The sequence below is a fragment of the Streptomyces sp. NPDC047515 genome (assembly GCF_040643055.1).
In the GTDB taxonomy this organism is placed as follows: Bacteria; Actinomycetota; Actinomycetes; order Streptomycetales; family Streptomycetaceae; genus Streptomyces.
The window spans coordinates 44,267-57,821 of sequence record NZ_JBEYTM010000052.1 but is presented as its reverse complement, the minus strand read 5'-3'; the positions used below and the strand labels follow the sequence as shown (position 1 = coordinate 57,821).

The window sequence follows — 13,555 nt, the reverse complement described above, 5'->3', positions numbered from 1 at the left end:
CCGACGAACAGAAAGAACCACCGACCGGAACCGTGGAACCCGGCGCCCACCCGATGTGACGATCGGGCCCTCCGCTTGCCCGCACACTCTCCACAGCGACGCATCAGCCGCCAACCAAAGCTGACGACCAATCACGAAAGATCGAGGCTAATCTGCGGGTCACGGGGAGTTGCCCTACGGGCCTTCTGGCGCGGCACACCCCGGGCATTCGACGACGCACCTTGCCGGAACGGCTACCATCGACAGCATCGGCGTGCTCGTCAGAGATACTGCCCGAAGAGCGCCTCGACCGCGCTCTTGTCGTAGCCGTCTTCGCCACGCCATTCCCCTACGAGTCTCCAGTCGCCTCTGGTCCCCACCGTGAGGTCCCTCCGGCGGCGGCGGAGCACGCCGGCGCCGGCGAGGATCTCGATGAGCTGAACCCTTTCGTCCTTCGTGGAGGTGATCACGGGGGCCAGGTTCTTCACCAATGCACCCGGGTGGTCGGTGGGCCGGCTTTTTTCGATGACCTCCAGCAACGCGGCGAGTATCGCGATGTCCTCGGGGGTCGGATCAGGGATATTCGACTTCGACAACTGCTCAAGGTCGAACCATATATATTCAAGGTGATCGTGCCGGATGCCACCCCACTTGATTCGCTCAAAATTCAGCACGTTGAGGTCTACGGCTTCGTACGCCTCGTGGCCGACGATTTCGACGGCGCAGTCCCGGCATGCGCCACAGGAGTAACTGGTGTGGATCACCTTTCCGCCAGCGCCCAAGAGCTGCCCGACCACCGCGGGGGCGTATGAGTGTGCTGCCACCTGTTCGGCGATGACATACGATGCCAAGCCCGACCGCCAGTCCAGCCGACGCTGCGAAAGGCTGCTGAGGAACGCGCGTGCGGCCTTCTCCACCGGAACGCTCAGAAGCGATTCCCTGATCTGCCGTACACACACATCATGTGTTGTCGCCACCGGGTCGAACATCAGGCCCATTGACTTCGCATATTCGAAGTCCGCCGGGTCGATGCGACGAGCAGAACGGTCGATCCAGCCATTCTTCCAATGGGTTCGGAAAAGGATCTGCTTCGCGCGCTTGTCCATTGGTGCCCTCTCGTCTGAAACTCAAGCATCCATCAAATTCAGGCGCAGTCCGATTTCCCGTTGAATTGGATTCGATCCTATCCCGATCCAGGGAAGCTCTGCGGTGCTCACCGAAGGATTTCCGGGGCACGGTAAGGGAGCTGCGAATCTCCGCCGGCCGGTTGGCCGTCACAACTTCGGCGTGTGCGACAGCCGTTCCTCGGTCATTGCTGCGAGTTCTCCGGATCTTGCCGCGACTGGTCGAGAAGCTGGTCGATGGCTGCCTTCGCCTCCATCAACGACGCGCCGGTCGCCTTCCGCCAGGTGTTGATCGCCTGGATACGGTCGCCCGAGCGGACGTGGGCAACGGCCAGCCGCGCGTGGAGGGGCTGGCCCGGCAGCCGGGCGGGAACGGGTCGGCCGCGTGGCTCGCCGCAGCGACCGCTTGGGTCGAGATCGTCGAGTGAGGAGTGCAGTCCATCGATCGCTGCCCGCACTGTCGGCCGTGCGGTGCGGACCGCCACCAGCTCCCAGCGGACGTCCGTCTGCTCGGACCAGTCCTCGTCCAGTCCGATGCCCAACAGCCCTGGATCGTCGATCAGTTGGCAGACGTTGTAGACAAGATCGTGCTGCATCTGCCGCACCACGTCCGTCAGATCGTCCGGATCCACACCGCATGCCAGGATCCGTTGCAGCGCCGCAGCCGATGCGCTGCCAGGAACGTTGTCCTGCCCGTGACCTCGTAGCCAGGACTCGATCCACGACGGGTAGCCGTCGGTGTAGGCATCCTCGTCGAGAGTCATGTTCCACATGGCGGTGAGGAACGACTGGCGTGCCTGCGTCGGCCAGTCATCAGGATGGGGATTTTCGTCTTCGGCCATGCGCCAACACTGCCATCCGTTGGTGAGGGTGTTGCCGGCGGGATGGCCGGGTTGCGCCATCGCTGCCCGCTTCCTTCCCGCTGTCACCCGGAACTGCGGCTGCCGGATCGTACGAGGGCTTCCGGGCGGAGGATGTCGTCGAGGTCGGCCTGTGTGAGGAGTCCCTGTGCCAGGACGATGTCGGCGACGGTGCGGCCGGTGACGAGCGCTTCCTGTGCGGCGGCGCCGGCCTGGGCGTAGCCGATGTGCGGGTTGAGGGCGGTGACGATGCCGATGGTGTTCTCCACCGTGGCCCGGAGGTGGTCGCGGTTGGCGGTGATGCCGCGGACGCAGCGTTCCGCCAGGGTCAGGCATCCGGCGCGCAGTTGGGTGAGGCTTTCGAACAGGCAGTGGGCGATGACCGGTTCGAAGGCGTTGAGTTGGAGCTGTCCGGCTTCTGCGGCGAAGGTGATGGTGACGTCGTTGCCGACGACTTTGAAGGCGATCTGGTTGACCACCTCGGGGATCACCGGGTTGACCTTGCCCGGCATGATGCTGGATCCGGCCTGTACCGGGGGGAGGTTGATCTCGGCGAATCCCGCCCGGGGGCCGGATGAGAGCAGGCGCAGGTCGTTGCAGGTCTTGGAGAGTTTGACCGCGATGCGCTTGAGGACTCCGGAGAGTTGGACGAACGCTCCGACGTCCTGGGTGGCTTCGACCAGGTCGGACGCGGTGCTGAGCGGGATGCCGGCGATGTCGGACAGGTACGCGCAGGCCAGTTCGGCATAGCGTGGAGGGGAGTTGAGGCCGGTACCGATCGCCGTACCGCCCAGGTTGATCTCACGGATCAGTCCGCAGGCCTCGGCGAGACGCTGCTCGTCCTCTTCCAGCATCACCGCATAGGTGCCGAACTCCTGTCCGAGCGTCATCGGTACCGCGTCCTGAAGCTGGGTACGGCCCGTTTTGATCACGTCCGCGAACTCGTCGGCCTTGGTCTCGAAGGCGTGCCGCAGGGTCGCCATGGCCTCCTTGAGCCGGTGGGCGGTCAGGTGAAGGGCCACTTTGAGGGCCGTGGGGTAGGCGTCGTTGGTGCTCTGCCCGGCGTTGACATCGTCCAGCGGGTGCAGATGGCGGTAGTTGCCACGTGGTCGGCCGAGGTGCTCCAAGGCGCGGTTGGCGATGACTTCGTTGGCGTTCATGTTGGTCGAGGTGCCCGCCCCGCCCTGGATGACGTCCACGACGAACTGGTCGTGCAGCTTGCCGGAGCGGATTTCTTCGCAGGCGGCGACGATCGCGTCGGCCTTGTGGGCATCGAGGTGCCCCAGGTCCTGAACCCGACGTTCCGGCGGCATCGGGCCGCCAAGCTATGCAGGTCGCAGAACGAGTGCGTCTTCGCCACCAAGCACAACCCGAACGCCGAGATGCGCTCGTAGTTCCTGGCCCTGCGCGTCCGTCCGGCCAACCGCACCATCCGCCGGGCCGCCGACGGTTCCCTGCCCGAGTGCTGGCTGCTGGTGGAGTGGCCTCCCGACTCGGCCGAGCCGACCGAATACTTGCTCTCGACGCTGCCCGCCGACATCCCGCTCCGCGAGCTGGTGCGAATCGCCAAGATCCGATGGAGAGTTGAGCACGACTACCGCGAACTCAAGGACGGCCTCGGCCTGGACCACTTCGAGGGCCGTAACTACCTCGGCTGGCGCCGCCACGTCACCCTCGCCTCACTCGCCCAGGCATTCTGCACCCTGCTGCGGCTCGACCCGAAAGCCCCTGCGCCGGCCTGACCCTATACACGGTCCTCCGCGAACTCCAGACCCTCCTGGCCACCTTGACCGGCGCCTGCTCGATATGCGGCCAACTCACCCCAGAACCCGAACCACATCCCAGAACCCAACAAAGCCCTACTAGAAGTCCCGCTCCAACTCGAACCAGGACAGGGCGAGGTCCACCGCGATGTCCACCGGTGCGCTCGCGGCGAGTTGTACGACCGCCTCAGCGGCATCCTCACGTTCTGTCGTCTCGACAGCCGGCAGCACGTTGACAGCTCGGACGAAGGCGCGGATTGCCGCCTCGGCGCCACGGAGGGAAGGCGAGGCGACCATGCCGGCTTCGGCGGCACGGTATTCCTTGACAGCGACGCGTGCAGCCTTCGCCGGCCACCCGGAGAACGGAAGGCCGTATTCCGTGGCGAACCATTCCGGCGATCGCAGCTGTTTCGCCGAGGCGAACTCCCACTGCCGCCCCGCCGTCCGGGTGAGGCTGCGGATCTCGGTGCGCAGCCGCTTGCCGGTGGCTTCGTCGATGTTCCAGCCGATGAAGGTGGTGAGGTCCGGCCAGGCGCCCAGGGATGGCAGGGGGGACAGATCGGGGCAGTACCGCAGTTCCAGTCCCACCAGATCGTTGAAGCGTGCCAGCGCTTCTAGGCCGGTGAGCTGGCCCTGCAGTGAAACATGCCGTGTTCGGGGAAATTGCAGCAGGCTGGTGCAGTCGAATGCCTGCCGCAACGGTTCGACAGTGACACTGACCGAGGTGGCGGCGGCCAGGGTGGGGAAGTTCGGCAAGCTGAGCGGATCGTCTCGCCGTGATGGCTTGGTCGTGGGGCAGAACCTCAGCCGTGGGCAGAGCGCGTCTGCGGCCAGCTTCGGTTTGAGCAGTGAGAGGTCGCCGACTGCCACGAAGCTGGAGCAGTCGTTCGGCAGGACGATGTCCAGGCCGACCGCGTGCAGGTCGACCCTTAGTTCCCTGATCCGGGCCCGGCCGGCGTCAACTTCTGCGGCGGCCTGCGGTATCCATGTCACGGACTCGACGGGGCGTTTCATCGACCAGGCGAAGAAGCCGACGTCGTTCCCCCGGTAGGTCAGGTAGCGCGGCCAGAAGGCGTCCCCGTCGAACGCGGACCAGTTGATCGTGTCGTCGGCCAGGACGACGAGGTCGGGTCGCGGGCCGCCGGCGTCGGCCGGTCCGATCGTCAGGCTGCCGACGCCCGGTTCTCGGACGATCGTGTGGCTCGCGGGTCCGGTGAGCGACAGGGTGACGGATTCGGTGTTCCTCATCGCGCCATGGTGACAGAAGCCCTCAGCCCGGATCCACCGGCTGACGTCTGTTCTGTGGACAACTTCTCCGGGAACGAGGAAGAGCCTTGCGACCTGCGATGATGGGAGTTTTTGAGGCTTCCAGCACGCACGATGACAAGGCTCTTCCGAGATGCAATCTTCCCATGCCGCCGTCCATGTCTCCGCACTCTTCGACGAGCCGGATCTGATCGCGGATGCGGGGCTGCTTCCGCTGGTCGCGCTCGCCGAACGGGCCGGCCTGCCCGCTCTGGCCGCCCAGGTCCGCATCGAGGCGGCCGACAACAGTGGACGAGCACAGCTTCGCCGTCGTGGACAGGGCCGGCCGCAGCACCCCGCACCGGTTTGCCCTCGGCACCTTCGCCACCGGTGGACCCGGTCGGCGCCCGGTGCCGACCGGGAGGCCAGCTCCCAGCCCTCACCGAAGGTGACGCCGAGGTCGTCCAAGAGGTCCGGCCGAAGCGCACCAGCGGGTCGGCGTACGCGCGGCGCAGCATCGCGGCCGGATCGTCGGCGGGCATCTCGGTGGCCGGGGCGGTGTCACAGCCCGGGGTCCGCCCGGACCGATGCCGCCGCCTCCGCTCACGCCCGGCGGTCGAGCGGCGCCGAGTCCTCGTGGCGCGCCAGTACCGCGACCTCATGGCCGAAGCCCACCACTCGACGTCGGGGTCAGAGCGTGAACCGGCAGCGGGAACACCAGTGGTGGGCCCGTCTGCTCCCGCCGGCCAGATCCCACACGCGTACCGTCCCGCCGATGCGGCCGGCTCTTCTCGCTGGCCGCTGCGGGAGGGTGCAGTCTAGGAGCATGAGCGTGCTTGGGCGGCGCTTTGCCGGCATGAGGCAGCCGTGGCAGTCGTTGGTGATCCCGGTCGCGCTCATCGTGGTGATCACGGTTGCGGATGCCGTGATCCCGGTCGACATTGTCCTCAGTCCGCTGCTGGTGATTGCGCCCGCGATCGCCGCGTGGTTCGGCGCCGGGCGTTGGACGACGGGCGGTATCGGGGCTCTGGCGGTGGTGGCCCAGGGGTTCATCGGCTGGCGCTTCGGTGTGCTCACCTCGCGGAACTCGCTGATGCAGGCTCTCTCCATAGCGTTGCTTTCGGCGCTGGTCGTGCTCATCTGTGTGGTGCGTGATCGGCGCAGCCGCGAGCTGGCCCAGGTACGGTCGGTGGCCGAGGCCGCTCAGCACGTCCTGCTGTGGCCGTTGCCGAGCAGGCTCGGCCCGCTGCAGCTCGCCTGCCTCTACCTGGCCGCCGAGGACCAGGCCGTGATCGGCGGCGACCTGTACGCCGCGGCCCGCACCGACAGCGCGGCCCGGGTGATGATCGGTGACGTGCGGGGCAAGGGCCTGCCCGCCATCGGTGAGGCTGCCCTCCTGCTCGGCGCGTTCCGCGAGACCGCCCACGAGCACGCCGCCCTGCCCGATCTGGCCGCCGCCCTGGAGCGGAGCGTTGCGCGCCACCTGGCCGACTTTGCGCCGGAGGACGAGGCCGGGGAACGCTTCGTCACCGCCCTTCTGCTGGAGATCCCCGACGAGGAGCCCGTCATCCGGATGACCAGCTGCGGCCACCCGGCGCCCTTGCTGCTCGGTCCGGGCAACGCGGTGACCGTCCCGGACCTGCGCCCCGCACCCCCGCTGGGTGTCGGCATGACGGACCCCGGTGACTACACCCTTGACGTGCTGCCCTTCGGTCCCGGGTACACCCTGCTCCTCTACACCGACGGTGTCATCGAGGCCCGTGATCACGACGGCACCTTCTACCCGTTCGCGGAACGCGCCGTCCAGTGGACCGACAGCCCTCCCGAGGCCCTGTTGCACCACATCGAGCGCGACCTGGTCGCCTACACCGGCGGAGGCCTCGACGATGACGTCGCCCTCATCGCCATCCGCCGCGCGCCCACCGGACACCCCAGCTAGCGCCGGGGGAGAGATTGAGCCTTCGCCATCTTCGAACGTGCTGGTCAGAGGCCCTGGCGTGGCGCTCGGCCGGGGTGCTCGTGCTGGTGGTGGGCGGGAGTCTGCGGTCTTGATCGTCCGTCACCGGCTGGCTTCGTGATTCGTCAGGACGGGCAGAGCGCGCAGAAGGGCGGTAGCGCGGGCTGGGTCGGTGCGGAGCCTGGTGAGATCCTCACCAGGCTCCGCAGAGTTTGACCGATGGGAGGTTGTCTCAGCGAAGTCCGACCGGACCTGAGATGTCGCCATCGGCTGACATGATGCCGGGCATGGTGAGAACACTGCGCATCGAGGGCTTTTCCGTGACCGGCCGGCCGATCTCCACGCCGACCACCAAGTTCGGCGGCCAACCCGTGTGGCTGACAGGCCCGCAGTGGCCGATCAGTGCGGCATGGGACCGGCCGATGCGGTTCGTCGGCCAGATCGAGTTGGGTCCGGTGCTCGGAGCGGCCGACCAGGGCAAGATGGCTTACGTCTTCGTGACCCACGCCGATCACGGAGAAGACGACTTCTTCGACCCCGACGTCATCGACCCCGACGGCGGCGAGAACGCGGTGATCGTGCAGCCAGGCGGGGACTACGCCGGCCCTGTGCGCCCGCTGGCAACCGGCCCCGGGATCTACAGCCGCGACGGGTCGCCGGTGGAGTTCACCGTCGGCCTCCGCCCGGTCGGCGAGCCCGATCCCATGACGGATGAGGAACTCGAAGCCCTGCCCGCTGCCGACCGGGACCGTTACGTCGAGCGGATCGACGGCGCCAAGATCGGCGGAACACCCTCGTTCTTCCAGGGCGACGAGTGGCCGGACGGCGGCCCCTGGCTGCTGCTGCTGCAGCTGGACTCGAACTGGATGCCGTTCCATCTCAACCTCGGCTCGTCGCCGAGGGTGTTCGCCTTCGTGTCCGAGGACGGCGCCCAGGGCAAGCTGCTCGTCCAGGACTCCTGAGCCGAACAGGACCCCGGCCGTCAGGGCCGACATCGCTCACGTGGCTTGCACCCGATCCGACCAAGACGCAGAGAACGCCTGATGAAGCGGGCCGGGGCGGTTTCTCTGGTTCCTCCGCTCCACCGCCCTTGCGCCGCTTACCATCCGGTTCATGGTGAAGTCCGAGATCGCAGAGCGAATCGCCGCGCGGCGCGCGGAACTGGACGAACTGGAAGAACAGCTGGCCAAGCAGCTTGATCAGGCGCGGGCCGAGCGCGACGAGCTCGCCATCGCCGAGCGGGTCTAGCAGCGGATGGCCGAGCAGCTCGCCGCCGAGCCGGCGACCGCGCAGGTCGCGGGCCATGCGGTGCTGCTGATCCCGCACCGAGGGCCCGGCGTGACCGAAGATACGCTGCCGCCGGAGTACCAGCGCTTCCTCGCGATCGTGTGCCAGGCCGGGGCGCCGGTGACGGTCAAGCAGGTCGGCGCGGTTCTGGGGCTGGAGGTGGCGGTGCGGGGCAAGCTGGAGCCGCTGCGCGGGAAGCTGTCCAAGCTCGCCGGGCGGGGCTGGCTGCGCAAGCTGCCCGACGGCCGCTTCACCACACGCCCGTGACCAGGCCGGCCGCGCGCATCAGCGCGTAACTTGGGCGCCCCCGACGGTCGTTGAGATTGTATGACGAATAACAACGAGCCCGCCGAGGGCGTCTCCCTTGTCTACCAGTGCAAGTTGAACCTGTCCACGAGCACCCTGGTCTACCTCGCTGACCTGCTGCGATCCCGCCTGAAAGCGATACGTTCCCCGTTCAGGCCGCTGCCGCCGGGCCGCATCGCTGTGCTCGTACTGGCCATGCTGCGGCACGACCAACGCCTCCTCGACCTCGCCGGCGGCAACGGCGTGCCGGAGTCCACCCTGCGGCGCTGGCGCGACGAGATGATCGACCTGCTCGCCGCGAAGGCCCCGCGCCTGGACCGGGCACTTCGCCAGATAGCCAGGCGGGGCGGAGAGGTCGTGCTGATCGACGGCACCCTGATCCCCACCCAGCGCCGCACCGGAGCGGCCAACCGCCCAAACTACTCGGGCAAGCACCACCGCCACGGCCTGCACTTCCTCGCCCTGACCGACGAGAGGGGCAAGCTGATCTGGATCTCCGCGGCCCGGCCCGGACGCACCCACGACGCCACCGCCGCCCGCCGCGACAAGATCGTCGAGCACTTGAAGGCCGCCGGTCTCGGCGCCCTGGCCGACCTCGGCTTCATCGGCGTGGACAAGCCCGACAACCCAGCCGACCTGGTCATCGTCACCGGCTACAAGGCCACCCGCGCCCGCAAGCTCACGCCCGGCCAGAAGCAGGCCAACCAGATCCTGGCCGCCGGACGCGCCCCGGTCGAACACGGCTTCGCGAACCTGAAGGCATGGCGCGTGCTCACCAAGCTTCGCACCGACCCCGCCCGCGCCACCGCCCTCCTGCGCGCTCTGCTCGTCCTGACCGACCTCGAAGTCAACCGATGACAGACAGTCGACGGATGATCAAGACCACAGACTCCCGCCCGCGACCAGCACGAGCACCCCGCAGAGCCGTCACGCCAGCCCCTCCGACCAGCACGTTCGAAGATAGCGAGGCTTCAATGGTCTTTCCGGATCAGAGGCAGAGGGCCGCGATCCGCTTCGCGGTTTCGCGGCCCTCTGCGGTGCCTGCACCGCCGGGCATCCAGCGGCTGCGCCTGTCAGCCGTTCAGGCTGCGGGGGCTGCGGATACCGGCCGCGGCGGTGAGCAGCCCCGCGAGCGAGATGCCTGCGGCGGTGAGGAAGGCTGCTCGGTAACCGGCCAGCACGTCGTCGCGCCGTACGGAGGCCTATGCGGAACATGCCATGACGAAGGACGCGAAGCGGTCCAGGGCCTCGTTCACCTGGGATCGGCCAAGGGCGCTGCAGGACAGGCGCAGGCACCGCAGCGGGGTCGTGGACCCGTAGAAGTGGTGCAGGGGGGTCCACAGGACGCCGTGGTCGCGGGCTGAGGTCTCCACGGCCTCGGGCGTGACCTCGAAAGGGACCTCCACCACCACGAAGAAGCCGCCGGCAGGGGTGTTCCAGCGCACCGGACCGGACGCGGGGAAGCAGGCCGCGAGGCCGTCCAGCAGGTGGAGGAGGGTGCCGCGGTAGTGGGCCGCTTCCCGCTCGGTGGCGCGGACCAGGCTACAGTCGTGCTCCAGCAGCCGGCCGCCCGCAACCGCCTGGGCGATCGGCGAGGTGTTGACGGTGACCATCGATTTCGCCCGTGCCAGGACGTCCGCCAGGTACGGGCCGTCCTCGACGCGTTGGTCGGCGACCGCGTAGCCGATGCGGGCGCCCGGGAAGACGGTCTTCGAGAGGGATCCGAGGTGGACGACCCGAGGAGTCGCGGCCTCGTCCAGGGCCTTGAGGGTGGGGAGCCTGTCGCCGTCGAGGGGGAACAGTCCGTAGGGGTTGTCCTCCAGGATGAGGATGTCCTCGGCGGTTGCCAGGTCCAGCAGGTCCCGTCGGACAGGCAGGGGCATGCGCAGGCCGGACGGGTTGGCGTGGTCCGGGACCAGGTAGAGGGCGCGGGGGCGTAGTCCCTCGACGCGGGCCTTCCCGATGCGGTCGGCGAGATCGGCGACGTCGATGCCGTACGGTCCCTCGGCGACCGGATGGACGGGCAGATCGAGGAGCCGGGCGGCGCCGGAGACGCCGATGTAGGCCGGGCTGACGGCGAGGAGGACGTCCCGGTCGTCGCGGCGCAGGGCTCGCAGGGTGAGGAAGAGGGCCTCCTGGCAGCCGGTGGTGATCAGGATCGCCTCCGGGTCGACGGTTATGCCCTCGTCCGTGGCCAGCTGGCGGGCGATCAGGTCGTGGATGACGCCCTTGGTCCGGCCGTACTGCAGCAGAGTCCGGCGGACCTCCTCCTCGCTGCGGCCGTCCTCGGTGCGCAGGTGGTCGCAGAAGCGGCGCAGGGCCCGGTGGACGTCCTCGACGTCGTAGAAGCCCTCGTGAGGGGTGCCGGCCGCCAGGGACAGCGCGTCCGGGTAGCGGCCGGCGATCTCGTTGAGGAAGTTCATCGAGGTGAGCAGCGGGTCACCGAGGGAGGGGTGGAGCGTGTCGAGCGTGATCATTGGAGGTCGCCTGCCGGAAGTCGTACGGTACTCAGGCGGGCGGCGTCGGCCGGGGTGACGCAGCCCGCGAGGGCCAGGGCGGTTTCGAGTTCCTCGCGCAGCAGGGTGAGCACCCTGCGTACGCCGGCCTCTCCCCCGGCGGCCAGCCCCCACAGGGCGGGCCGGCCGAGCAGGACGCCGGCGGCGCCGAGGGCGAGGGCCTTGAGTACGTCCGTACCGCTGCGGACGCCGCTGTCGAGGAGAACCGGGCAGCGGTCGGCCACCGCGTCGACCACGCCGGGCAGCGCGTCCAGGGCGGGCAGGGCCCCGTCGAGCTGGCGGCCGCCGTGGTTGGAGACGACGATGCCGTCGGCGCCACAGGCGGCGGCCCGGTCGGCGTCGGCGGGGTCGAGGACGCCCTTGAGGACCAGCGGGAGCCGGGTGTGCTCCCGCAGCCAGCCCAGGTCCGCCCAGGACAGGGAGGGGTCGACCAGGTGGGCGGTCTGCGCGGCGATGGCGCTGACGCCGTCCTGCCGGCCGGCGGGCACCCCGTCCCGGCCGCGGTCGAAGTGCACTGCGCCCACCCCGTCGGGCAGGGTGAAGGCGCCCCGGAGGTCGGCGGTGCGGCGGCCCATGCGCGGGGTGTCCACGGTCAGCATCAGCGCGCTCACCCGGGCTTCCTCCGCGCGGGCGAGCAGCTCCTTGGTGAGGGCGCGGTCGCGCAGCCAGTACAGCTGGAACCAGACGGTGGCTCCGGTGGCCGCGATCTCCTCGACCGTGGTGCTGCTGAAGGTGCAGGCCGTGAAGGGGACGCCGGCCGCCAGCGCGGCCCGGGCGGAAGCGAGTTCTCCTTCGGCGTGGACGGCGCGCTGGTAGGCCATCGGAGCGATCGCCACGGGGAGTGCGGCAGGTTCCCCCAGGAGCGTGGTGGCGGTGCCGGCGGCCGACACGTCGTTGAGGACGCGGGGCAGCAGGTGCGTCCGGTCGAAGGCGGCCCTGTTGGCGGCGAGGGTGAGTTCTGCCCCGGCCGCGCCGGCGACGAACCGCTCCACGGCGGCGGGCAGGACGCCCGCCGCCAGGGCCTCCGCGTCCGCGGGGGTGAGCATCGCGTCGAGTGCGGGGAGGGTCACCGGCCGTACTCCGCGGTGTCGGTGTCGGTGGTCGCCTCGTGCTCGGCCCTTTCCGCCTGGACGGCGTCGTAGAGGGCACGGACGTTGCCGCCGCCGAAGGTATCGGCGCCGACCCTCTCGATGATCTCGTAGAAGAGGGTTCGCTTCGGGTGGACGGTGCGGGTGAAGATCTGGAACAGCTGACCGGCGTGGTCCTCGTCGGCCAGGATGCCCGCCTCGCGCAGCTCGTCGATCGAGTGGCGGGTGAGGTCCAGGCGCTCGGCCAGCGCCTCGTAGTAGGTGTCGGGGGTGGAGAGGAAGACGATGCCGCGCTTGTCCAGGCGGGCCACGGTCTCCACGATCTCGGTGGTAGCGAAGGCCAGGTGGTGCACGCCGCCGCTGCCGTGACACCGGAGGAAGTCGCCGATGTGGCCGGCCTCGTGCTCCGGGCTGGGCGCAAGGACGGTCAAAGTGAGGTCACCGGCCGGGCTGCGGACTGCCTTGGAGTCCATGGCCTCCCGGCCCTGGACCATCAGCTCCTCGTAGATGGTCTCGTAGCCGAACACCTGCTCGTAGTAGCCGGTCGCGGTGGCCAGTTCGCCCATCTTGACGCTGACGGCGACATGGTCGAGGACGGTCAGCTCCGGCGAGTCGGCGGGCAGCGGGGCCGGTTCGACGACCGGTGCGAAGCCGGGCAGCGGCAGCGGCGTGCCATGGGCTTCGGCGCCGGCCGGGCGCTGGACGAGGGTGTGGCGGACGTCGTCGAATCCGGCACGGACCGTTGCGGTGACCCAGCCGCCGTCGTGCTCGGCGGGCTCCGCCAGGACGTCGGCGCCGCGCGCGGCGGCGTCGGCGAGGACGGCGCGCACATCGTCGGCGGCGAGCGTGATGTCGGCTATGCCCTCACCGTGGGCGGCGGTGTACGCGGCGGCCGGGTGGATGTCGTCGAGGGCCTGGGTGACGACCAGGACGATGCCGCCCTGTCGCAGGGCCAGGGACCGGCACGCGCCCTGGGCGCCGGCGCGGTGGCCGGTGCGCTCGGAGGTGGCGAAGACCTGGAAGCCGTAGCCGTCGGTGAACGCCTCGGCGGCGGCTACGGCGTCGGTGACGTAGAGCTCGACATGGCTGACGAGCAGGGACGGGGAGATGGCTGTCTGGGGCATGGGGCGTCGGGTTCCTTCGTGTGGTGCGGGTGCGGGTGGGGAGGGCCGGGAGGTCAGATCTGGCCGGCCGCGGCCATCGCGTCGGCGAGGCTCTTGGGGCGCATGTCGGTCCAGTGGGTCTCCACGTACTCCAGGCACTCCGCGCGGCTCGCGGCGGGCAGTGCCACGGTCCAGCCGGCCGGGACCTCGGCGAAGACCGGCCACAGCGAGTGCTGGTTCTCGTCGTTGACGAGGACCAGGTACTGGGCGTCGTCGTTCTCGAAGGGGTTGGTCATGGGGTTCGCCTTTCGTTGCGGGGTGTGGGTC

13 protein-coding genes and 1 pseudogene are annotated in these 13,555 nt (G+C 69.1%); 6 read left to right on the top strand and 8 right to left on the bottom strand.

Features of this window, described 5'->3' with window-relative positions; translation table 11 throughout:
* Nucleotides 1–260 precede the first annotated feature (260 nt).
* From ABZ826_RS31035 to ABZ826_RS31025, 3 genes are all read right to left on the bottom strand, one after another.
* Entirely contained in the window at nt 261–1,085 is an 825-nt protein-coding gene (locus tag ABZ826_RS31035) for a hypothetical protein (RefSeq protein WP_361455623.1), read from the bottom strand.
* Between the two features lie 203 nt (nt 1,086–1,288).
* Nucleotides 1,289–1,945, bottom strand: a complete 657-nt coding sequence (locus ABZ826_RS31030; RefSeq protein WP_361455620.1) for a hypothetical protein — start codon at nt 1,943–1,945, stop codon at nt 1,289–1,291.
* 83 nt (nt 1,946–2,028) lie between these two features.
* A complete protein-coding gene (locus tag ABZ826_RS31025) occupies nt 2,029–3,276 on the bottom strand; it encodes an aspartate ammonia-lyase (protein WP_361455617.1) in 1,248 nt (415 codons plus the stop codon).
* Nucleotides 3,277–3,408: 132 nt separating this feature from the next.
* On the opposite strand from ABZ826_RS31025, the pseudogene ABZ826_RS31020 reads away from it, so the two are divergent.
* Nucleotides 3,409–3,705: pseudogene (locus tag ABZ826_RS31020) on the top strand (transposase); the annotation flags it as partial.
* Nucleotides 3,706–3,825: 120 nt separating this feature from the next.
* Here the strand turns inward: ABZ826_RS31020 and ABZ826_RS31015 are convergent.
* Nucleotides 3,826–4,974: a hypothetical protein gene (locus ABZ826_RS31015; RefSeq protein WP_361455614.1), complete on the bottom strand. Its 1,149-nt coding sequence runs from the start codon at nt 4,972–4,974 to the stop codon at nt 3,826–3,828.
* Between the two features lie 823 nt (nt 4,975–5,797).
* Here ABZ826_RS31015 and ABZ826_RS31010 point away from each other — a divergent pair.
* The 5 genes from ABZ826_RS31010 to ABZ826_RS30990 all read left to right on the top strand — a co-directional run bounded on the left by ABZ826_RS31010 (nt 5,798) and on the right by ABZ826_RS30990 (nt 9,379).
* Nucleotides 5,798–6,910 (top strand): PP2C family protein-serine/threonine phosphatase, encoded by a 1,113-nt coding sequence (locus ABZ826_RS31010; protein WP_361455611.1) that lies wholly within the window; start codon nt 5,798–5,800, stop codon nt 6,908–6,910.
* A gap of 305 nt (nt 6,911–7,215) precedes the next feature.
* Complete coding sequence (locus ABZ826_RS31005; protein ID WP_361455608.1) at nt 7,216–7,890, top strand: hypothetical protein; 675 nt, start codon at nt 7,216–7,218, stop codon at nt 7,888–7,890.
* A gap of 151 nt (nt 7,891–8,041) precedes the next feature.
* Nucleotides 8,042–8,176: a hypothetical protein gene (locus tag ABZ826_RS31000; RefSeq protein ID WP_361455605.1), complete on the top strand. Its 135-nt coding sequence runs from the start codon at nt 8,042–8,044 to the stop codon at nt 8,174–8,176.
* A gap of 6 nt (nt 8,177–8,182) precedes the next feature.
* Entirely contained in the window at nt 8,183–8,482 is a 300-nt protein-coding gene (locus ABZ826_RS30995) for a hypothetical protein (protein WP_361455602.1), read from the top strand.
* Between the two features lie 60 nt (nt 8,483–8,542).
* Entirely contained in the window at nt 8,543–9,379 is an 837-nt protein-coding gene (locus tag ABZ826_RS30990; protein WP_361455599.1) for a transposase family protein, read from the top strand.
* Between the two features lie 344 nt (nt 9,380–9,723).
* Here ABZ826_RS30990 and ABZ826_RS30985 read toward each other — a convergent pair whose 3' ends face one another.
* Genes ABZ826_RS30985 through ABZ826_RS30970 form a run of 4 tightly spaced genes read right to left on the bottom strand, consistent with a single transcriptional unit; the run spans nt 9,724 to nt 13,524 of the window.
* Nucleotides 9,724–10,998 carry a PLP-dependent aminotransferase family protein gene (locus ABZ826_RS30985; RefSeq protein ID WP_361455596.1) on the bottom strand — a complete coding sequence of 425 codons (1,275 nt, stop codon included), beginning with the start codon at nt 10,996–10,998 and terminating at the stop codon, nt 9,724–9,726.
* Nucleotides 10,995–12,107, bottom strand: a complete 1,113-nt coding sequence (locus ABZ826_RS30980) for an alpha-hydroxy acid oxidase (RefSeq protein WP_361455593.1) — start codon at nt 12,105–12,107, stop codon at nt 10,995–10,997. Before ABZ826_RS30980 ends, ABZ826_RS30985 begins: the two co-directional genes overlap by 4 nt.
* Nucleotides 12,104–13,249 (bottom strand): 4-hydroxyphenylpyruvate dioxygenase, encoded by a 1,146-nt coding sequence (hppD, locus tag ABZ826_RS30975; protein ID WP_361455590.1) that lies wholly within the window; start codon nt 13,247–13,249, stop codon nt 12,104–12,106. The genes ABZ826_RS30980 and hppD overlap by 4 nt, the downstream gene beginning before the upstream one ends.
* A 53-nt stretch (nt 13,250–13,302) precedes the next feature.
* Nucleotides 13,303–13,524, bottom strand: a complete 222-nt coding sequence (locus ABZ826_RS30970) for an MbtH family protein (RefSeq protein WP_361455587.1) — start codon at nt 13,522–13,524, stop codon at nt 13,303–13,305.
* Nucleotides 13,525–13,555: the final 31 nt, after the last annotated feature.

Bases quoted from the DNA above. Each gene is read 5' to 3' on its own strand.
- ABZ826_RS31030 (WP_361455620.1), bottom strand. From the start codon at position 1,945: ATGGCCGAAGACGAAAATCCCCATCCTGATGACTGGCCGACGCAGGCA.
- ABZ826_RS31005 (WP_361455608.1), top strand. From the start codon at position 7,216: ATGGTGAGAACACTGCGCATCGAGGGCTTTTCCGTGACCGGCCGGCCG.
- ABZ826_RS31025 (WP_361455617.1), bottom strand. From the start codon at position 3,276: ATGCCGCCGGAACGTCGGGTTCAGGACCTGGGGCACCTCGATGCCCAC.
- ABZ826_RS31000 (WP_361455605.1), top strand. From the start codon at position 8,042: ATGGTGAAGTCCGAGATCGCAGAGCGAATCGCCGCGCGGCGCGCGGAA.
- ABZ826_RS31035 (WP_361455623.1), bottom strand. From the start codon at position 1,085: ATGGACAAGCGCGCGAAGCAGATCCTTTTCCGAACCCATTGGAAGAAT.
- ABZ826_RS31010 (WP_361455611.1), top strand. From the start codon at position 5,798: ATGAGCGTGCTTGGGCGGCGCTTTGCCGGCATGAGGCAGCCGTGGCAG.
- ABZ826_RS30995 (WP_361455602.1), top strand. From the start codon at position 8,183: ATGGCCGAGCAGCTCGCCGCCGAGCCGGCGACCGCGCAGGTCGCGGGC.
- ABZ826_RS30990 (WP_361455599.1), top strand. From the start codon at position 8,543: ATGACGAATAACAACGAGCCCGCCGAGGGCGTCTCCCTTGTCTACCAG.
- ABZ826_RS30985 (WP_361455596.1), bottom strand. From the start codon at position 10,998: ATGATCACGCTCGACACGCTCCACCCCTCCCTCGGTGACCCGCTGCTC.
- ABZ826_RS31015 (WP_361455614.1), bottom strand. From the start codon at position 4,974: ATGAGGAACACCGAATCCGTCACCCTGTCGCTCACCGGACCCGCGAGC.
- hppD (WP_361455590.1), bottom strand. From the start codon at position 13,249: ATGCCCCAGACAGCCATCTCCCCGTCCCTGCTCGTCAGCCATGTCGAG.
- ABZ826_RS30970 (WP_361455587.1), bottom strand. From the start codon at position 13,524: ATGACCAACCCCTTCGAGAACGACGACGCCCAGTACCTGGTCCTCGTC.